The organism is Autumnicola patrickiae (assembly GCF_031846525.1).
GTDB classification, from domain to species: Bacteria; Bacteroidota; Bacteroidia; order Flavobacteriales; family Flavobacteriaceae; genus Autumnicola; species Autumnicola patrickiae.
This window is the reverse complement of record NZ_JAVRHM010000015.1, coordinates 63,217-83,434: the sequence shown is the minus strand read 5'-3', so window position 1 is coordinate 83,434 and position 20,218 is coordinate 63,217. Positions and strand designations below refer to the sequence as shown.

Below are 20,218 nucleotides of genomic sequence, written 5' to 3'. Positions count from 1 at the left end.
TATAACTTTACGTATGGCTCAAAATTTAAAAATTGCAATGCTTCAGGTTAATCTTAACTGGGAGCATCCGGAAAATAACCGTAGTCTTTTTAGTAAAGAGATTAAAGCACTTTCAGAGGATGTCGATCTGGTGATCCTGCCGGAAATGTTCACCACCGGCTTTAGTATGAACGCTGAAAAACTTGCTGAAGAAACGAAAGGTCCAACATTGCTCTGGATGAAAGAAATAGCCGAACGGCAAGATCTAGCCATCACCGGAAGCGTTATTATTACCGAAAATGGTAATTTTTACAATAGGTTATTTTTTGTTTATCCCGATGGATCCTATAAAACCTATGATAAAAGACACACCTTTACCCTTGCTAAGGAGGATGAAACCTATACTGCGGGAACAGAGCGGCTCATAGTAGAATACAAGGGCTGGAAAATTTGTCCGCTAGTGTGTTATGATCTTCGGTTTCCGGTTTTTTCAAGAAATACGGTTGATTATGATTTGTTGATTTATGTTGCTAATTGGCCGGAAAAAAGAGTCGCAGCCTGGGATGTACTGTTAAAAGCCCGCGCTATAGAAAATATGAGTTTTTGTATAGGTTTAAATCGTACAGGTAATGATGGTGCGGGCCATAATTATAATGGCCACAGCGTAGTTTATGATTGCCTTGGGCAAAACCTCACAGAGTTAGATGTGGAAGAGCCGTTTTCCAAAGAAGTTGAATTGGATCACAGCCATCTTATTGAAACGAGAGAAAATTTTAAGTTTTTATTGGATAGAGACAAATTTATTCTAGAATAAATAGTTCATCCATATCCCAGTTTGCACGTATGGTTAAGGTATCGGGAAAATATTCGATTTTTTCCGGCTTTAATTTTTTCAGGTAATTACCCGTGTCCCATTTGCTGTTTTCATTACGATCATAGATTATTCTCATAAAGTAGTTGCCGGGATTTACATTACTAAAGCTAATAACACTTTCTCCTGTGGAATACTTTTCTGCTATTGGAACACCTTTAAGGTCTGTTATTTGAACAATAATTGGATATTGTTCTACATTCTGAAGCCTGAAGGTGATATTGCCAAATTCTGAAAAGGCTTTTGTGGTGACTCTTTGGGTCAGCGTATCGTTTGTTGCTTCAAACATATCTACTACTGTACCGGGTAAAGCTCTTATAGAATACTGGCTACTCTCCTCTTTTTCAAATGATATTCGTAATTCATTTTCAATTAAGCTTAGTTCCGTAGAAAAAGGGATGAAAATAGAATCTTGGTTAACAACAGAGATAAGGCTGTCGTTGCTCTCCACCAGGGGCGTATTTGCTCTAAGAATAACTTCCTGGTCAAATGCGATATTACCGCTGGGGGTAGCACTTACCGTTAGCGAATCTCTGGCCATTTCTGATATCCTTGCAATGAGTGTATCTCTGCTTCTGGGACTAATAACTTCAAAATAAAGACTATCTGTTTCCAGTTGCGGTTCGTACCAATAATAAAGAGAATCTGTTTTCCTGTCTTTTACAATGCGGGAAGTAAAATTATCTGGTTTTGGGTTGAGTAGCTCAATACGCACACTGTCCAGAGCTGTAACTCCTTCGTATCCAAATAAGATTTGCTGTCCTTTTAATTGTTTTGGGCGTTGTATTTCAAATTCTAACTCCTCTTTAAAGAGTGTCATTTCATAAGTAGAATCTGTAGGGATAGTAACATAATTATCTATAAACCCAATTTTCTCACTTTTTGGATTAAAAAGGTAATTATCGTTGTTATCTGTTATGGCGACCATTTGATATGTGCCGGCCTTTAAATTTTCAAGCTGAAAAATATTTGTGCTGTCGAGTGTGTAGGTAACATAGCGTGGAGTTTTTTGGTAAACCACAGAATCTGAATATGTAGAATCTACTTCATATAAGAAAACGGAAATAAAATCTTCAGGGTTTTTTAAATAAGCGTCTTCCACAGTTCCGCCTACTTCTAGAGAATCGATATAATCTCCGGTAGAAAAAACATATTTGAAATAATTTAAAGGATTGCTTTCGTTGTTGTCAATAATACTTTTTCCGAAGTTTATCGCATAGGTAGTGTTTTCTTCCAGGGTATCAAAAATCTCTATTTGTACATCCCTCCTTGCACTGCCAAGTGGTAAAATTGAAGGCCTTGGATCCATGGGGGGAGAAATGATTATCTGTTGCTGCGGATTTTTTAACTTCACATATTCATCAAAAAATATTCTTATCTCCTTTTTGTTGAAGTTAGTAGTGTAATTTTCGGGATTAGCTCTTATAAACTCTGGCGGCTCCTCATCTTTTGGGCCACCTTCAGGCATTCCTTTTTTTGCACATTGTACCAACGTTAAAAGAAGAATAATTACAATTAGATAGCCCGGAATTCTATTTCTCATTAATGGAAGCTAATTTTTGAAGCAAAGAAACAATTATTTTAAGTTTTAACGCGAAATTCAATTTGTAATTGCCATTGTAGCTATACTCACTTTTACTCCTCCAACCTGTTTAAGTTTTTCTATGCAAGCTTCCAGTGTTGCGCCTGTTGTGATAATATCATCTACAAGCAAAACATTTTTATTTTTAATTTTTTCCGGGTTTTCCACTAAAAAAGTTTCTTCCATATTTCCCCATCTCGAAAGCCGGTTACGGAGCGCCTGCGTATTGCCGGGAGATTTTTTGACCAGAACATCGTCTATGAATTCAGCGTCTAATTTTTCAGCAATTTTTCTGGCGAAACCTTCCACCTGATTAAATCCGCGTGATCTTAGTTTGTTTTTATGCAAAGGCACAGGAATTACACTGTCCATACTCTGGTATTTTTCAATTTCAGCTAATTCCGTACCCATCCACTCCCCAAGGAAAGCACTTATTTCTTCATTTCCACGATATTTTAAATTATGAATTAAAGATTGGACCATTCCTTTTTTTCTGAAAAATAGTAGCGAAGTAGCATTTTCTATCTCTGCACGTCCATAAAATACTTTTTTGGCGGGATTCTCGTTGTAAAGGTGGTAATTTGTGACGGGTAATTCATGCAGGCATGAAGTGCAAACGGTATGTTCATTCCTAGCCAATTCTATGCTGCAACAATTGCAGGCTCTGGGGTAGAACAGGGAAACTAAATCGTGAAACATTTGTTAATGCATTGTGTTTTACTTGGTTAAAACATAAATTTACAAACTAAAATCATAAGTATGATGACCGAAAAGAAAAACAATAAAGCATTAAAAATTTTAACCGCAGTGCTGGCTGTGGCATTAATCGCTTTGAGTATCTATACTATAAAATTTTACAATGAAGAGAAGGAGAACAAAGAAATTCTTCAGAAAGAAAAAGCTGTAATAGAAGATGAACTTAATGACCTTATCATCAAGTATGATGAAGCTATTGAAGAGAATGAAATAATGGACCAGAACATGGTAGAAGCGCGGGAGCGGATAAACAGGCTGCTGGATTCTGTAAAAGACAACGAGGCAAACCTTGCACTTATTTCCCGATACAGAAGGGAAATAGGAAATTTAAGAGCTGAAAAAGACAGGCTTTTTAGGGTTGTGGACAGTTTGAGTTCCCAGAATCAGCGTTTAACTACTGCAATGGACAGTACAAATATAGTGCTTGAAGAACGCACAAGGCTGTCAGATTCTTTGCAGGATACCAATCAAAACCTTTCTTCAAAAGTAGATCGTGCTTCAAGATTAAAAATCACCGGATTAACAGGAGAAGGTGTGATCGTAAGAAATAGTGGTAAAGTTGTTGAAAACGACAGGACAAGAAGAGTGGACCAGATAAGAACCTGCTTTACAATTTCATCTAACGAACTGGCAGAGCCGGGGGAGAAAACCATTAATGTACAGGTTTATAATCCGGAAAATGAACTGGTGGGGGACGAAATTATTGTTCAGCATGAAGGCGGAGTAATGGTTTACAGTGCAACTTCAAGAGTTTATTATGAAAATGAGGAACTGGATGTTTGTATTCTTGCCAATGCTAGTGAGGACAGGCTAATTGAAGGGGAGTTTAAAGTCTATGTATATTCAGACGCTTACCTCATAGGCACTTCCAATTTCAGTTTAAGATAATTTAGAACAAAAAAGGGGCCGCCTTGGTGTATATCAGGGCGGTTTTTTTATTTTTGCTCTATGGCAAAAAACGAAGATTTATTCAAGAATGTAATATCCCATGCTAAAGAGTATGGGTATATTTTTGCATCAAGCGAAATATACGATGGGTTGAGCGCAGTTTATGACTATGGTCAAAACGGTGCGGAATTAAAGAAAAACATCAAGGAGTACTGGTGGAAAAGTATGGTGCAGATGCACCAGAATATTGTGGGCATAGATGCTGCAATTTTAATGCACCCTACTACCTGGAAAGCCTCTGGACATGTCGATGCTTTTAACGATCCCTTAATTGATAATAAAGATTCCAAACGGCGTTACCGCGCAGATGTGCTTGTAGAAGATCATGCTGAAAAGCTGTTGCAAAAAGCACAAAAGGAGATAGATAAAACAAAAAAACGTTTTGGAGAAGAATTTGACGAGGAGCAATACAAAGCTACCAATCCGCGGGTAAAAAGATATTTAGGTGATCGGAAAGAAATCCTGGAACGTTTGGGCAGATCTTTAACAAATGAAGATCTTGCTGATGTAAAATCGCTTATTGAAGAACTTGAAATTGCCGATCCTGAGACAGGTTCCAAAAACTGGACAGATGTAAGGCAATTTAATTTAATGTTTGGAACCAAATTAGGGGCTTCAGCAGATTCTGCAACTCAACTATATCTTCGTCCTGAAACTGCACAGGGAATTTTCGTTAACTTTTCTAACGTACAAAAAACAGGAAGGATGAAAATCCCTTTTGGAATTGCACAAATAGGAAAAGCTTTCAGAAATGAAATTGTAGCGCGGCAGTTTATTTTTAGAATGAGGGAGTTTGAGCAAATGGAAATGCAGTTTTTTGTTCGTCCGGGAGAAGAATTAAAGTGGTATGAGCACTGGAAAGAGGTGCGTCTAAAATGGCATTTATCGTTAGGGCTTGGAGAGGAAAATTACCGTTTTCATGATCACGATAAACTTGCTCACTATGCCAATGCAGCGGCAGATATAGAATTTGATTATCCGTTTGGATTTAAAGAGCTTGAGGGAATCCATTCCCGTACAGATTTTGATTTAAAAGCTCACGAAGAACATTCGGGTAAAAAATTGCGATTTTATGATCCTGAACTGAAGGAGAATTATGTGCCTTACGTAATTGAAACTTCCATTGGGCTGGACAGGATGTTCCTTTCTGTACTTGCGGCATCTTTAAAAGAAGAAGAGCTGGAAGATGGCAGTAGCAGGACAGTTTTAAAACTTCCGGCCGTACTTGCCCCAACAAAAGCAGCAATTTTGCCTTTGGTGAAGAAAGACGGCTTGCCAGAACTTGCCCAGGAAATTTTTGATGAATTAAGATGGGAATTTAATATTCAATTTGATGAAAAGGATGCTATTGGTAGAAGATACCGGCGCCAGGATGCTGCAGGAACGCCTCTTTGTATCACTGTAGATCACGATTCTCTTGAAGATAAAAAGGTTACCGTTAGATTTAGGGATTCTATGGAGCAAAAGAGGGTTGAAATTTCGCAATTATCGGCAATTATAAGAAAAGAAACGGATTTTAGAAGCTGGCTCGAAAGTTAGAATTTCCTGTTTCATTATATAGTTATTATTAACCGTTATAAATCTTCGGTAAAGAGTCTGAAGAGATAAGTAAGAAATTTCTGAATTATATTATTAACTTTAGCTTTCTTCTTTTAGTCGAAAACAGCATTGATTTCTTAAAGAAGGGGATCCCATATACAATGAAAAATTTACTTTATCTTTTAGTTCTCCTATTCCTTTTTCATCCTGATGTAGAAGCACAAAATAAACAAATTTCAGGTCCTGTTTATGTAGATTCTGCCAGGGCTGTAGCTTCAGGGGCGCTGTCTAAAGGCAAATTAATAGCTCCTTCTTCAGAATTTAAAGTATTTAATCCACGAAACCGTGGTATTAATTCTATAGTTCCGGGAAAAGGATTGCCTAAAACTATAGATCCTGCCTTACAAAATAAAATGGGGGAGGTGCCTTCAAAAGCACCAATATTGTCCTACGAAGCTGTAAGTACAAGATCAACACCTTCAGACCCTACTGGTTCTATCGGCCCTAATCACTACGTAAATGCGTGGAATTCGGCTTTTTCAATTTGGGACAAAAGTGGAAATCAGTTATTGCCGCCTGCATCTTTAGCAAGTATCGGTGGGGAATTTGCCAATGAAACTTTGGGTGATCCTATTGTGGTTTATGACGAATTTGCAGACCGATTTTTAATAAGTCAATTTAGTGATACTCCAGAAAGTTTTCTTATAGCTGTTTCCCGTGGTCCGGATCCTTTAAATGATGGCTGGTTTACTTACAGATTTACAACAAATGGAGTGCTGCCGGATTATCCTAAAATCTCAGTCTGGGGTGATGGTTATTATATTACCACCAATAAAAATGCAAGTACTGCAGATCAAAGTCAGGTTATTTACGTGGTTGAACGGGACCAGATGTTAAAGGGAGAGACTGCAGGAATTGTATCTTTTCCTTTGCCTGGAATCCGTACAAATGGATTTTACAGTCCGGCGGGTTTTCATGCCATAGGAGATATTTCGCCGCCCCGAGGAAATGCACCAATTGTTTTTATGCAGGATGATGCATGGGCAGGTGTTATTGAAGACCATTTAAAAATCTGGCTGATTAATATGAATTGGGATAATCCTTCTTCTTCAGAAATTTCAGAATCACAGGAGCTTGGGCAGGCAGATGGTGTTTCACCTTTTATGGCGACTTTTGACGGTGGCTCCTTCAGCAACCTTTCTCAGCCTGGTAATGCTCCCGAGATTGATGCACTCCAGGCGACAATGATGTATATGACGCAGTATAGACGTTTTGATACACATACTTCTGTAGTAATGAATTTTGTTGTAGACGTGGACCCCACTGCTGCAGAACATGCCGGTATCAGGTGGTATGAGCTTAGGCAGGAGGTCAATGGTGGATTATGGTCGGTTTATCAGGAAGGGACCTATGCGCCGGATAAAAGTGACAGGTTTAGCGGGAGTATAGGAATTGATGGACAGGGTAATATTGGTCTTGGGTTTACCATCCTGGATGATAGCCCTGAAACGCCTATTTTTCCATCCATAAGATATACCGGAAGGTATGCAAACGATGAATTAGGGTTGATGACTCTGGAGGAGCAGACTATAGTTGAAGGAGAAGATCCTGACCCTAACAGCAGGTATGGCGATTATGCTCATCTCTCTGTAGATCCTGAAGATGATTTAACTTTCTGGCATAATGCTGAGTACTTCGAAGGCGTGAATCGTAAAAATCGTGTAGGGGTTTTTAGAATTGCAGCCGATAATGGCAATGATGTAGGAGTAACAGGGCGCGTAACTCCTCAAGATGCGACTTTGGGAAATGCTGAAGAGATTACCATCAGAATAAGAAATTTTGGTTCTAATGCACAATCTGGTTTTCCTGTTAGCTATACTGTAAATGGGGGACAAACAGTTACAGAAACTTTTACTGAAAGCATTGCGGCAACCGAATCGGTTGACTTCACCTTTTCTGAACCTGCAGATTTTTCAGAAATTGGAGAAACCTATGAAGTTGTTTTTAGTACCGGTTTAAATAATGATCAGGATACTGAAAATGATGTTCTAATAGCTCAAATAAAAAATCTGCCGCCCAGGGATGTAGGTGTAACTTCTATAGATGTGCCTGTTACCGGACAAAATTTAGCGTCTACAGAGGTGGTTAGTATTACTATTGAAAATTTTGGAGGGGAGCCACAATCTAATTTCCCTGTTTCTTACCAGGTTGGAAATAATATTCCGGTAAAGGAAATTTTTGAGGGGACTGTAGAAGTTGGAGAAAATGAAGTATATACTTTTAATCAGCCAGCAGATCTTAGTCCTTCGGGAAGTTACCGGATTACCGCCAGAACACATCTTGAAGAAGATTTCAATCCTACCAATGATCCCACTGTAAAATCTATTGCTAATCTTAATTGTATTCCCGAAGGTTCGGATTGTTCTTATGGAGACGGACTTTTTTATTTCGAATTGGAAGAAATTTTAAATGAACGTATTCCCTGTGGGAATGGTTACATAGATTTTATTGGCTCCAACGCAACATTGGATCGCTCACAAGGCACCTTTACGGTTACTGTAAAATCTTTGTTTGCAGAAGAGGAAAGGGAACAGTTTTCTATGTGGATTGACCTGGATGATGATGCTGTTTTTGATAATGATGAGAGATTTATAAGTTCTGAGGTAATTCCCAGAGCCAATACAGCGCTTTCTGTAGAATTTACCCTTCCTGATGATGCTGCTCTTGGTCAACATCTTTTAAGAGTAAGAGCAGGAGATACGAATTTTGAAGGAAGCCTTAATAATCCATGTGAAGTAATGGATTATGGTACAACACACGACTATTCTGTAAACGTTACCGACAGTACTTTAAATATTGAGGATTTTATACTTAATGAAGCAGAACTTCTTGTAGTTAATGGTGAAAATGGACAATATCGTGTGGCCATTGAAACAGATTATGATGAAACGCTGAGAATTACCGTTCATAATATGCTGGGGCAAAAGCTTATTGAAAACCAGATAGAGAATAACGGGTACGGTTATGTCTATGATCTTGATATGTCTTATGCCGCAAGAGGAGTTTACCTTGTAAGGGTGGGTACAAGGGAATTTGGAAAAGTGAAGCGGTTTATTGTAAAGTAAGATCAAAAATAATCTCTTATGTGTAAGTGCAGAAGATTTTTACAATAGGCTTTTTTCTTCTTCATTAGATTCACCAGTCTGAGGGTTTGCAGATGTTTCGAATAAAATTATTTTTGCAAAAATCTGAACATACTAGATGCGAATTATTTCTTACAATGTTAATGGTATTAGGGCAGCAATTAGAAAGGGGTTTCTGGAATGGCTGCAACAAGCCAGTCCCGATGTTATTTGTCTTCAGGAAATAAAAGCTAATCCAGATCAATTAAACCTTGAAGAATTTGAAGAAGCGGGCTATCCCTACCATTACTGGTATCCTGCGCAAAAAAAAGGCTATAGCGGGGTTGCGATTCTTAGTAAAGTAGAACCTCTGCATGTAGAATATGGTACCGGTATAGACTATATGGACTTTGAAGGGAGGAATCTGCGAGTAGATTTTGAGAATTTTTCGGTGATGAGCCTTTACCTTCCTTCGGGAACAAACATTAAAAGGCTGGATCACAAATTTCAGTACATGGCAGATTTTCAGAAGTATGTTGATAAGCTGAAACTTGAAATTCCAAATCTCGTTATTTGCGGAGATTACAATATTTGTCATGAAGCTATTGATATTCACGATCCTGTTCGACTAAAGAACGTTTCGGGATTTCTTCCGGAAGAAAGAAAATGGATTAATAACTTTATGAAAAGTGGCTTTATAGACTCCTTCCGGTACTTTAATGAAGAAGGAGATAACTATTCCTGGTGGAGTTATCGTGCAAATGCCAGGAATAACAATAAAGGTTGGCGTATAGATTATAATCTTGTTTCAGCACCCTTACAAGAAAAAATGAAGCGCGCCGTTATATTACCTGAGGCATATCACAGTGATCACTGTCCGGTTTTAATTGAGTTGGAATAAAAATTATAGAAATGGTTAAAAAATATTTCTTTATCATAGCTGCAATGTCTTTAATATTAAGCTCGTGTGTTTCTTCTAAAAAATATGGGGAGCTCGAGAATCAGCATTCCGATCTTAAACGTGAAAACAGGGAAATGTCTGTAGATCTGGAGCGGTACAGAAAAATGGAAACAGCATATAATACGTTGCAGGAAGAGCATAAAAATTTAACTGCAGAACGAAATAAACTAGCTGAAAGCCTTTCTTCCCTTCAATCTAAGTACGATAATTTGAAAAATTCGTATGACGCTTTGGAGCAGAATAGCTCTGCTGCTATTGCTGAAAATTCCAGACAAAACCGGGAGTTACTTGCTCAATTGGAGGAAAAAGAAAATGCACTGGCAGCTGAACAAATAAGACTGGAAAAGCTTCAGAAGGATTTGCAGGCCCGTTCCAACCGCATAGATGAACTTGAAGGACTCATCGCTGCAAAAGATGCTAAAATGAACGCTTTAAAAGAAGCTATTTCCAAGGCACTTACTAATTTTGAAGGAAAAGGACTTACTGTAGAACAGCGCGATGGAAAAGTATACGTTTCCATGGAAAATAAGTTGCTGTTTGGCTCCGGAAGCTGGGCAGTAAATTCTGAAGGAAAGAGAGCAGTTCAGCAGCTGGGGGAAGTGCTGGCTCAAAATCCGGATATCGCGGTGCTAATTGAAGGACATACCGATAATGTGCCTTACGGTGGAAGCGGTCCGTTAACCGACAACTGGGATCTTTCTACAAAACGAGCAACTTCTATTGTGCAAATTCTGAAGGAGAATGGTAAAATCGATCCGCAGAACCTTACTGCAGCCGGAAGAGGGGAATATGCACCAATTGCCAGCAACGATACTGCTGAAGGAAGAGCAAAAAATCGGAGAATAGAGGTTATTCTCACACCAAAGCTGGATGAGGTAACACGTTTACTTAATGAAACCGAATAACAAAAACTTCCAATAGAAGATATAATGCGAATCAGTGATTCCGGAAGGAATAAAGCCAAACTAATGAGTAGTTGATGATGTAAAGTGAACTGGCAGCATGATTTTTAGAAGTTAACAAAATGAAATATACCACCTTACCTAATACTGATATAAAAGTTAGTAGAATATGCCTGGGCACCATGACCTGGGGTGAGCAAAATACTGAAGCCGAAGGTCACGAACAGATCAATTATGCTCTGGAACAGGGAGTGAATTTTCTGGATGCTGCAGAAATGTATCCTGTTCCTGCAAAGCCGGAAACCCAGGGAAGAACTGAAGAAATAATCGGAAGGTGGCTCAAGAAAACAGGTAGAAGGGAAGATGTGGTTCTTACTTCAAAAGTAGCAGGACCGGCAGAAATGGTAATTCATATCAGACCCAGGCTTGGTTATCATAAAGAAGCTGTAGAAGAGGCTGTAAATAAGAGTCTGAAACGACTGCAGACAGATTATATAGACCTCTATCAGCTACATTGGCCGGAACGACAAACAAACTTCTTCGGAAAAAAAGGTTATACACATGAAGAAGAGGAGTGGGAGGATAATTTCAGAGAGGTTCTGGAGAATCTGGATCAGATGATCAAAGCCGGAAAAATCAGGCATATAGGCTTGTCTAATGAAACTCCATTTGGTTTAATGAGATTCCTTGAGGAGAGTAAAACTGGCTTGCCTAAGGTGATAACAGTACAAAATCCATATAATCTTTTAAACCGAAAGGATGAGATTGGCCTTACCGAGATACTTCATCGGGAAAATGTGGGACTGTTGCCTTATTCTCCATTGGGAATGGGAGTCTTAACAGGTAAGCATCTTGATGGGATTAAGGAAAATACAAGATTAAGTTTATTTCCCCAGTACAAGAGGTATTCAGGAGAAGAAGCAGTTAAAGCAACAAAGGCTTATAACGACATCGCAAAAAAGCACAATATCGGCCTTACCCATTTAGCTTTGGCTTTTATCAATAAGCAGCGTTTCGTGACCAGTAATATTATTGGAGCTACAACAATAGATCAGTTAAGTGAGAATATCGAAAGCATCAATGTAAACCTTTCCGAAGAGATCCTTCAGGAAATTGAAGAGGTGCACAAAGCGATATCAAATCCTGCGCCTTAAATAGGTTTTACAAGGCTTTGGTGAATAAACGAAGCTTTGTTTTCAGGCGTTCTAATATGATACCAGTCTTTTGACTTTCCTAGAATCTGCAGTGTATCCTGTGCTTTGGAAGAGCCAATAATTTTTGATCCCGAAGTTGTTGGTTTGTTCCTAAGGTTTGCTGTAACAGCTTTGGTAAGGATCTTATGTGGTATCTCATCCTCAAGATCATCAAGGTTTAATGGCTCTGGAAGAAAAACAAAGTTAAGCGGATCTATTGCACCCTGAAAATTTTTATAAATACCGAAATGGAGGTGTGGCGGTGTGGTTTTGGCATTCCCGGTATTTCCCACAAAACCTAAAGTGTCTCCTACCTTTACGCTTCCGGAAACGAGATTAATACTGTCCAGATGAGCATAATACAGCGACTGTCCTCTGCGACCATCTCTTAACCAAACCTGTTTCCCGCCAAGACCTTTTTCACCGGTATAAGTTATGCGACCAGAAGTGGCTGCAACAACGGGAGTGCCTCGCTCTGCAAATATATCAATACCTTCATGGTTTCTTGCTCCACCATCCCGCTGCGCTCCCCAAAAGCTTTGAATAGCCGAGTTTGAATAAGATGCGACAGGAAAGAGATAGACTGGACTCTTTATCATTTTTAATAAAAAAGGAGAATTTGCCTCAATAGCAGGTTGAATTACAATTTTGTATTTTCCTTTGCTCTTGGCTTCAAAGGTGAATTGTTTCTCACCAAATTCTGCACTCTCAAGTTTTTTGTAAGGATTAAGAGAGTCTTCAGTTTTTCTGAAAACATCAATAAAAACAAGTTCTTTAATAGAATCGGTTTCAATTTCCAGATTAAAAAGTTCTCCGGGAGTTAATGCTATTTCGTAAGAGTACACAGGAAAGGTGCGGGGAAGAAATTTGCCTTTTTCGGCATATGGCAATTCAACCTGAATACTATCTTCTAAGGCAAGATCAACCTGATTTTCCCAAAGGGTAAAGAGGGTATCTGAAAGATTAAAATCTCTTTTATAAACTTCTTTTGCAGTGGGATTTGCTATATAATCTGAAGCTTTGTTAAGCTGGGAACAGCCTGTAAGAATTACCGCTGTTAATATTACTAATAATTTTATTACTCGCATATAATTACTTTTCAGCAGCTTAAGAACATTAATTATGCCATTTTTATTCAAATAAATGGGTTACGACATCTTCAATTTTTGCTAATTTAATAATTTGAATGCTATAATTGGTTTTTGGAACTTTACTTTGTTTTGAAATTAAAATTTTTCCAAATCCCAGTTTTTCGGCTTCAATTATGCGCTGTTCAACACGGGTTACAGGTCGTATTTCTCCTGCCAATCCCACTTCTGCAGCAAAACAAACATTTTTTTCTACTGCAATGTCTTCATTAGAAGAGAGGATAGCCGCTACCACAGCCAGGTCTATTGCGGGATCATCGACTGAAATACCTCCGGTAATATTTAGAAAGACATCTTTTGCACCTAGTTTAAAACCAGCGCGTTTTTCCAGTACTGCAAGTATCATATTGAGCCTTTTGGCATTGTAGCCTGTAGTAGAACGCTGGGGAGTACCATATACTGCTGTGCTTACCAGCGCTTGAATTTCAATCATTAAAGGGCGCATACCTTCCAGTGTTGCGGCAATGGCGGTTCCGCTAAGATCTTCATCATTTTTCGAAATAAGGATTTCCGATGGATTACTCACTTCTCTAAGTCCGCTGCCCTGCATTTCATAAATTCCCAGCTCATGCGTAGAACCGAATCTATTCTTATGTGCCCTTAGAATCCTGTAAACGTGGTTACGGTCTCCTTCAAATTGAAGAACGGTATCTACCATATGCTCCAGTACTTTCGGACCGGCAATACTTCCTTCCTTAGTAATATGTCCAATTAGAATAACCGGAACGCCACTCTCTTTTGCAAATTTTATAAGTTCTGCGGTGCATTCCCTTATTTGTGAAATACTTCCCGGTGAACTTTCAATATAATCGCTATGAAGGGTTTGTATGGAATCAATAATAACAACTTCGGGAGAAATCGCCTCTATTTGCCTAAATATGTTTTGCGTTTTTGTTTCGGTAAGAATATAGCAGTTCGCGGGATTGGGATCTATACGTTCTGCCCGCATTTTAATTTGCTGCTGGCTTTCCTCTCCCGAAACATATAACACCTTCAATTTAAGTTGAAGTGAAATTTGCAATAAAAGTGTACTTTTTCCAATTCCTGGCTCTCCACCCAAAAGTGTAAGGGAGCCGGGAACAAGACCGCCTCCAAGTACGCGGTCCAATTCATTGTTTCCGGTTTTCCATCTGTTTTGAGGGGAATTTTCTATTTCGGCAATTTTTAAAGGTCTGGAAGTCCTCTTTGCCTCCTTTGCAGCAGGGGACTTCCAGTCTTTAGGGTCGGGTTTCTGAACAACTTCTTCTACAATTGTGTTCCATTCATTGCATGAAGTACATCTGCCCTGCCACTTAGAATATTGTGCCCCGCAATTCTGGCAATAGAATGTAGTTTTTACTTTTGCCATTTACAATTCTTCATTAGTTTAATAACCAAAATCTCTTTTTATAGCGTTTGCTTTTTCTAGCATAAAATCAACGTCCAAAAAAGCAATTTTTTCCTGACCGTATGCGTTTTGATAAGTCTTCATTGCTCTTTTAGGGTTCCCCGTTTCTTCTTCATAACGAGCTTCAAAATAAGTGCCGAGCATTGTGCCAGGGAAATGTTCGCTGGCAAGTTTGCTTAGTTCATCATATTCTTCCCATCTTCTTGTTTTTTCAATGGCCTGGTGGATAGCAAGAAAATCATTTAATCTAATTTGTTTTTCAAGACCAAAAAGTTCTTCAATAGATTTATATTTCTCAATGAGATATTCAGAAGGAGAAATTGAGGTTTGTAAAAGAACTTCATTATACTCTTTTTGAGAAATAGGACTGTAAACATTGAAGATACTTTCTATTGCTGAAGGAATTGCTCTTCCTACAAGGGAATAATGACTGGCATTATCAAAATTGTCAAATTTATAGAACACCAGATCGTTGTCCAAACCGTTAATTTGATTATTAAGAGAAAGTATACTTTCTTTTAGCTGGGGGATGTCTTCACTTCCTGTAGCCATGTAATACCACCTTTTGCTTTCGGTTTTAGAAAGAATATTAGTTATTCTGTTTGCCATTTCGGGAGCAAGGTCTGGACTAAGGCTTATATATCCTTCAAAAATTGGTTCAGGTTTAAGCAAATAATAATTTAAAAAATTTGCAGTAAGATCATGGCCAACAATAATTTGGAAAGGTGCTGTCCTGTATTTTTCATCCATGCTTTTTAAAAGTTCCATTCCAAGAAATTCAAAGAAAGCAGCTCCTTTATCTGCGGGTAAAAAACGCTCATTGTCGTAGCCTGCATCTTCATTTCGTAGGCCTGCCTGATTAACGCCTACCACAATCATCTCCGGGATATTTTCCCAGTAAGAGTAGTAATCCACAATTCCCGCTACAGGTTCAAAAAGATAATCCCCGTCAAGTACCACAACCACCGGATAATGTTTTTCCTTATTTTCCTCGTAATTGCGGGGTAGCTGAATTTTAATTTCACGTGTTTCCTGCAATTTTGCAGAGGAAACCGTTTCATAAATAATTTGTGCGGAACTGATAATGGGGAATACCAGAACCACAAGCATAAGTAGTTTTTTCATCATAGGTTATAGATAGGTTAATAATGGCAAGATAGGGATTATTTCTTTCGGTTTAAAAGTGGCAAAATAATGAAGGACAGCCCTCCAAAGACGAGTACCATCAATGTTTGTGAACCCCATAAGATCCAGCCAAAGGCTTCACCACCTTGTTTACTTATTCCGTAAAGCATTAAAATCGCACCAATTGCTACAGGATAAACGCCAATTCCCCCGTTGGTGGCAGAAATTGCAAAAGATCCAACTACAAAAGCCGCCATTACCGCACCTACACTGGCATTAGCAGTTTCGGGAACAGTGAAGACGATAACATAGAACATTAGTACATACATTACCCAGATAAAGATGGTATGCAGGATAAATTCCCATTTCTTCCTCATCTTTAGAATGCTTTTCATGCCCTCCAATAGCCCTTTTGCTAATTCCCTAACTTTCATAGCAATAGACCATTGGGACCTTTTGATAAATTGCAGAACCAGAACGCCTATAAAAACTAATACAAATAATATCCCGATGCTCACTAAGGGATTTATGTTATTAACTTCAAAATAGGTTAAAAGATTATCTGTTTGTAATGCAATTGTAACAGCTACAATGAGTAGAAGGATTAGCATGTCTGCTATTCTTTCAGAAATTATTGTCCCAAACCCTTTTTCAAAGGGGACTTTTTCATAAGAAGAAAGAGTGACAGCGCGTAAGACTTCGCCTGATCTTGGAATGCCGAAGTTTGCAAGATATCCTACCATAACAGCCATAAAACTATTTGCAAGACCTGGAGTATAGCCTAATGGTTCAAGAAGGAACTTCCACCTGTATGCCCTGGAAAGATGGGATAAAGCTCCAAAGGTCATAGAAAGCATTATCCAAAAAGGGTTGGCAGTTAAAATATTATCAAGCAATTCCTCACGTTCCGAAGGTGTAGCGCTTTGAAGAGAATACCAAATTAAAAAAATCCCCAGCGAAAGGGGGATGATAATTTTTAATAATTTGATGGTCCTCTTTTTCAAAAGATCAGGTCAATAAATTTGTGTCTTCATTTGGAAAGACAAGGGAAGGCTTAAAACTTTTAGCTTCTTCAAAGTCCATAATGGCGTAAGCAATTAGAATCAGGATATCCCCTTTCGCCACTTTTCTTGCAGCAGCACCATTTAAGGTTATTTCTCCGGAATTTCTGGGGCCGGGAATAACATAGGTTTCCAGTCTTTCGCCATTATTATTATTCACGATCTGCACTTTTTCGCCTTCAATAATATTGGCCGCTTCCATAAGATCTTCATCTATAGTAATGCTTCCAATATAATTGAGGTCGGCTCCGGTAACTTTTACCCGGTGAATTTTTGATTTTACTACGTGCACCTGCATTTTCAAGAAATTAATTGTTTAAAGGCATGTTGTCTATTAACCTAATATCATCAGCATACGCTGCAATAAAAGCCCTGTAATTTGCCCCTTTTTGTTTTCGGTTGGCTTTTTTCAATGTTCGGGTATCTGCAATTTCAAAATATTCCAGTTCCAAAAAAGGATGGTTCTTAAATTCATCTATAACCCATTGGGTCACATAATCTGCACTTTTTGTGCCAAAAAGCTCTCTGGATTTTAGCAGGGTGTTATAAATAAACGCTGCTTTTTCCCTGCTTAAACTGCTTAGTCGTTCATTTCTGGAACTTCTTGCAAGACCCGATTCCTCCCTTTCTATAGGACAACCAACAATCTCCACCGGTAATTCAAGTATTTCGGTTAATTTCCTGATAATCTGAAGTTGTTGGAAATCTTTCTCCCCAAAGAAAGCCTTATCAGGTTCAATTATTGTAAAAAACAGTTTAATAATAGTGCCTACACCGTCAAAATGGCCGTTTCTGTATTTACCCTCCATTACATTTTCCAGACCCTGAAAGTCAAATTGTTCTGAAATAACTTTATCTCCGTACAATTCACTCGCATTTGGGGCAAAAACAATTATATTGTCGTGAGCCTGTTTTAACAAATTTATATCCTGCTCCAGAGTTCTCGGGTATTTTTCCAGGTCGTTCGGGTTGTCGAATTGCGTAGGATTTACGAAAATACTTACGACCACTATTTCACACTCCTGCAGAGCCTGCTTTACGAGAGATAAGTGTCCTTGGTGTAGGGCTCCCATTGTAGGGACTAACCCTAGAGTGTTCCCGGTAGATTTGTAACTCTGGAGGGTGGCAATTAGCGGTTGTTTTTCCTTAAATATCTGCACTTTATTATAAAATTAACAGCGTGCAAACTTAATATATTACTGGCAATCTGCATAAATTTTTGTAATTTTGCGTGTTTTTTATTCGCAATCGCAATTAAAGCAAAGATTTTATGAAAGATAAGAGAGTATTGTACGTCTCCTCTGAAGTTATACCCTACCTGCCTGAAACTGACATTTCATCCACCTCTTTTGAAGCCGCTAAAATGGTGAATAACCAGGGAGGACAAATTCGAATTTTTATGCCGAGGTTTGGGAATATAAACGAAAGGCGTCATCAATTACATGAAGTAATTCGACTTTCAGGAATCAATCTTGTAATAAATGATCTGGATATGCCCTTGATAATCAAAGTGGCATCTATTCCAAAGGAGAGGATGCAGGTTTATTTTATCGATAATGAAGATTATTTTAAAAGAAAAGCTACGCTCACCGATGAGGAGGGGAATTTATTTGATGACAATGATGAGCGTGCAATTTTTTTTGCAAAGGGAGTGATTGAAACGGTGAAAAAATTAAACTGGTCTCCAGATATAATTCATGTCCATGGCTGGCTGGCTTCCCTTCTTCCTTTATACCTTCGGAATTATTACGGAAATGAGCCTCTGTTTAGCAATGCAAGAATTGTTACCTCTATATACAATCAAAGTTTCGATGAGACGTTAAGTACAGATATGCAGGAAAAAGTTTTGTTTGATGGAATGGAAGATGAGAGTGTAGAGCATTTGGCAGAGCCAAATTACGTTAACCTTATAAAAACGGCTGTGGATAACTCTGATGCCATTATTATTAGTGGTGATAATGTGCCGGAGGATCTTAAAGCGTATGTAAATAGATTAAATAAGCCTGTTTTGCCATATAAAAACAGAGAGGAATTTACTCAGGCTTACCAGGACTTTTATGCTACAAAAGTTTTGAAACAGTAAAAAACAGCGAATGAATTTTGAAAGAGTGACTTTAAAAATAGCAACAGCCCTTGTTGTTATTTTTTGTTTTATAGCCTGCGATGAGGATTATAGCGATATTGGAGGTGAAGTAATAGGAAATCCTACAGAGGTTGATTACCGGGAAGTAGACGTAACCGCGTGGTCGAGAAAAATTAAATCTGTTCAAACCAACATTTTGCCAAACCATCTTTTGGGAGCGTACCATAATGAGATTTATGGTCTAACAGAAGCAAGTATTTTGGCCCAGGTTTCTCTGGCCAATGGGAATCCCACTTTTGGTGATGAGCCGGTGCTGGACAGCGTAGTACTTAATATTCCATTTTTCAGCCAGGCTGTAGAAGATGCTGAACATCAGTATAAGCTGGATTCCATTTATGGAAATGCTCCTTTTAAGATTTCTGTATATGAATCGGGTTACTACCTGAATAATCTTGATCCCGGAAGTAATTTTGAACAAAGGCAAAAATATTATTCCGATCAGCAGGAATTGTTTGAACAATATATACAGGGAGACACCTTGTATCAAAATGGCAATTATCGACCTTCAGCTCAACCGATTGTTTCTTATGAACCTACTGCTGGAGGAGTGGAATCTGATACAGTCGTTTCTCCACCAGCTTTAAGAATGAAATTACCTGTTGAATTTTTTCAGCAAAAAATCTTAGACAAACAAGGTGCTTCTGAACTTGCAAACAATGATAATTTCAGAAATTACCTGAGAGGACTTTTTATAAAGGCTGAAGCTGTTAATAATGATGGTAGTATGATGTTGCTCAACCTTGCAGCAAGTGGAGCAGGAATAACTCTTTATTATAAATATGATCGCGCACCTACAAATGAGGAGGAGGAAACTACTAGAGCAAGAAGGAGCTTTAAACTAAACTTTGGTAACAATGTCGTGAATACTTTTGAAGGTGAATATCCCGATGAGGTTTTGCAGGCTATTCAAAGCTCCGGAAGCCAGGGTGGTGCCGAGAATCTTTACATCAAAGGAGCTGAAGGTAGTATGGCGATTATTACTTTATTCTCAGATGCTGCTGAACTTGAAGAATTAAAGCAGAACAATTGGCTGGTAAACGAGGCAAATCTTAATTTTTATGTTAATCAGGATATGACTGAAGGAGTAAATGAACCGGAACGTATTTATCTTTATGATTTAAACAATAACAGAAGATTGATTGATTATACGTATGACACTGGTGGAAGTAATACAAATCCCCTAAACTCTGTAACAAGTCATTCTACACGCCTGGAAAGGGATGAGGATGGTAGCGGTGTAAAATACACACTACGTATAACTCAGCACGTAAACAACATTCTCAATAAAGATTCCACTAATGTGCGTCTTGGGCTTGTAGTTACACCTAATATTAATATTACGGCAAACGCTGCAGTAAGAGGATCTGAAAATGATACTATAAATAGAGTGCCCCTAACTTCGGCATTGACTCCGCTTGGAACTGTTTTGCATGGAAACAGATCTGAGGATGAAGAAAAAAGGCTGAAGCTAAGAATTTATTATACAGAAACAAACGAATAA

General features: G+C 38.4%; 17 protein-coding genes. 9 read left to right on the top strand and 8 right to left on the bottom strand.

Annotated features, from left to right (window positions below; translation table 11 throughout):
• The first annotated feature begins 13 nt into the window (after window positions 1-13).
• Window positions 14-793: an amidohydrolase gene (locus RM549_RS13300; RefSeq protein ID WP_311685621.1), complete on the top strand. Its 780-nt coding sequence runs from the start codon at window positions 14-16 to the stop codon at window positions 791-793.
• On the opposite strand, the gene RM549_RS13295 is transcribed toward RM549_RS13300, so the two are convergent.
• Together RM549_RS13295 and RM549_RS13290 are read right to left on the bottom strand one after the other, a co-directional pair.
• A complete protein-coding gene (locus RM549_RS13295) occupies window positions 780-2,393 on the bottom strand; it encodes an Ig-like domain-containing domain (protein WP_311685619.1) in 1,614 nt (537 codons plus the stop codon). The genes RM549_RS13300 and RM549_RS13295 overlap by 14 nt on opposite strands.
• Window positions 2,394-2,450: 57 nt before the next feature.
• A complete protein-coding gene (locus RM549_RS13290; RefSeq protein WP_311685617.1) occupies window positions 2,451-3,131 on the bottom strand; it encodes a ComF family protein in 681 nt (226 codons plus the stop codon).
• A gap of 60 nt (window positions 3,132-3,191) precedes the next feature.
• Here RM549_RS13290 and RM549_RS13285 point away from each other — a divergent pair, with 60 nt between their 5' ends.
• The 6 genes from RM549_RS13285 to RM549_RS13260 all read left to right on the top strand — a co-directional run bounded on the left by RM549_RS13285 (window position 3,192) and on the right by RM549_RS13260 (window position 11,814).
• Window positions 3,192-4,076 carry a DUF8428 domain-containing protein gene (locus tag RM549_RS13285; RefSeq protein WP_311685616.1) on the top strand — a complete coding sequence of 295 codons (885 nt, stop codon included), beginning with the start codon at window positions 3,192-3,194 and terminating at the stop codon, window positions 4,074-4,076.
• A 60-nt stretch (window positions 4,077-4,136) separates the two neighbouring features.
• On the top strand, window positions 4,137-5,675 hold the full coding sequence (locus tag RM549_RS13280) for a glycine--tRNA ligase (protein ID WP_311685614.1): 1,539 nt from the start codon (window positions 4,137-4,139) through the stop codon (window positions 5,673-5,675).
• A gap of 161 nt (window positions 5,676-5,836) precedes the next feature.
• Window positions 5,837-8,800 (top strand): GEVED domain-containing protein, encoded by a 2,964-nt coding sequence (locus RM549_RS13275; RefSeq protein ID WP_311685612.1) that lies wholly within the window; start codon window positions 5,837-5,839, stop codon window positions 8,798-8,800.
• 136 nt (window positions 8,801-8,936) lie between these two features.
• Window positions 8,937-9,698 carry an exodeoxyribonuclease III gene (locus tag RM549_RS13270; RefSeq protein ID WP_311685611.1) on the top strand — a complete coding sequence of 254 codons (762 nt, stop codon included), beginning with the start codon at window positions 8,937-8,939 and terminating at the stop codon, window positions 9,696-9,698.
• A gap of 11 nt (window positions 9,699-9,709) precedes the next feature.
• On the top strand, window positions 9,710-10,663 hold the full coding sequence (locus RM549_RS13265) for an OmpA/MotB family protein (RefSeq protein WP_311685609.1): 954 nt from the start codon (window positions 9,710-9,712) through the stop codon (window positions 10,661-10,663).
• A gap of 119 nt (window positions 10,664-10,782) precedes the next feature.
• Window positions 10,783-11,814 (top strand): NADP(H)-dependent aldo-keto reductase, encoded by a 1,032-nt coding sequence (locus RM549_RS13260; RefSeq protein ID WP_311685607.1) that lies wholly within the window; start codon window positions 10,783-10,785, stop codon window positions 11,812-11,814.
• Here the strand turns inward: RM549_RS13260 and RM549_RS13255 are convergent.
• Genes RM549_RS13255 through panC form a run of 6 tightly spaced genes read right to left on the bottom strand, consistent with a single transcriptional unit; the run spans window position 11,811 to window position 17,734 of the window.
• Window positions 11,811-12,941, bottom strand: a complete 1,131-nt coding sequence (locus tag RM549_RS13255) for a peptidoglycan DD-metalloendopeptidase family protein (protein ID WP_311685605.1) — start codon at window positions 12,939-12,941, stop codon at window positions 11,811-11,813. The genes RM549_RS13260 and RM549_RS13255 overlap by 4 nt on opposite strands.
• 43 nt (window positions 12,942-12,984) lie before the next feature.
• The gene (gene radA, locus RM549_RS13250; protein WP_311685603.1) at window positions 12,985-14,349 is read right to left on the bottom strand and encodes a DNA repair protein RadA; all 1,365 of its coding nucleotides are present in this window, start codon (window positions 14,347-14,349) and stop codon (window positions 12,985-12,987) included.
• 18 nt (window positions 14,350-14,367) lie between these two features.
• On the bottom strand, window positions 14,368-15,516 hold the full coding sequence (locus tag RM549_RS13245; protein WP_311685601.1) for an alpha/beta hydrolase: 1,149 nt from the start codon (window positions 15,514-15,516) through the stop codon (window positions 14,368-14,370).
• A gap of 35 nt (window positions 15,517-15,551) precedes the next feature.
• A complete protein-coding gene (locus RM549_RS13240; RefSeq protein ID WP_311685599.1) occupies window positions 15,552-16,517 on the bottom strand; it encodes a lysylphosphatidylglycerol synthase transmembrane domain-containing protein in 966 nt (321 codons plus the stop codon).
• Between the two features lie 4 nt (window positions 16,518-16,521).
• Window positions 16,522-16,872 carry an aspartate 1-decarboxylase gene (gene panD / locus RM549_RS13235; RefSeq protein ID WP_311685597.1) on the bottom strand — a complete coding sequence of 117 codons (351 nt, stop codon included), beginning with the start codon at window positions 16,870-16,872 and terminating at the stop codon, window positions 16,522-16,524.
• Window positions 16,873-16,882: 10 nt separating this feature from the next.
• Window positions 16,883-17,734, bottom strand: a complete 852-nt coding sequence (gene panC / locus RM549_RS13230; RefSeq protein WP_311685595.1) for a pantoate--beta-alanine ligase — start codon at window positions 17,732-17,734, stop codon at window positions 16,883-16,885.
• 110 nt (window positions 17,735-17,844) lie between these two features.
• Between panC and RM549_RS13225 the strand changes: the two genes are divergently transcribed.
• Both RM549_RS13225 and bamH read left to right on the top strand, forming a co-directional pair.
• A complete protein-coding gene (locus RM549_RS13225; protein WP_311685594.1) occupies window positions 17,845-18,657 on the top strand; it encodes a glycogen/starch synthase in 813 nt (270 codons plus the stop codon).
• 10 nt (window positions 18,658-18,667) lie between these two features.
• Window positions 18,668-20,218, top strand: a complete 1,551-nt coding sequence (gene bamH, locus RM549_RS13220; RefSeq protein ID WP_311685592.1) for a BamH family beta-barrel-assembly machinery protein — start codon at window positions 18,668-18,670, stop codon at window positions 20,216-20,218.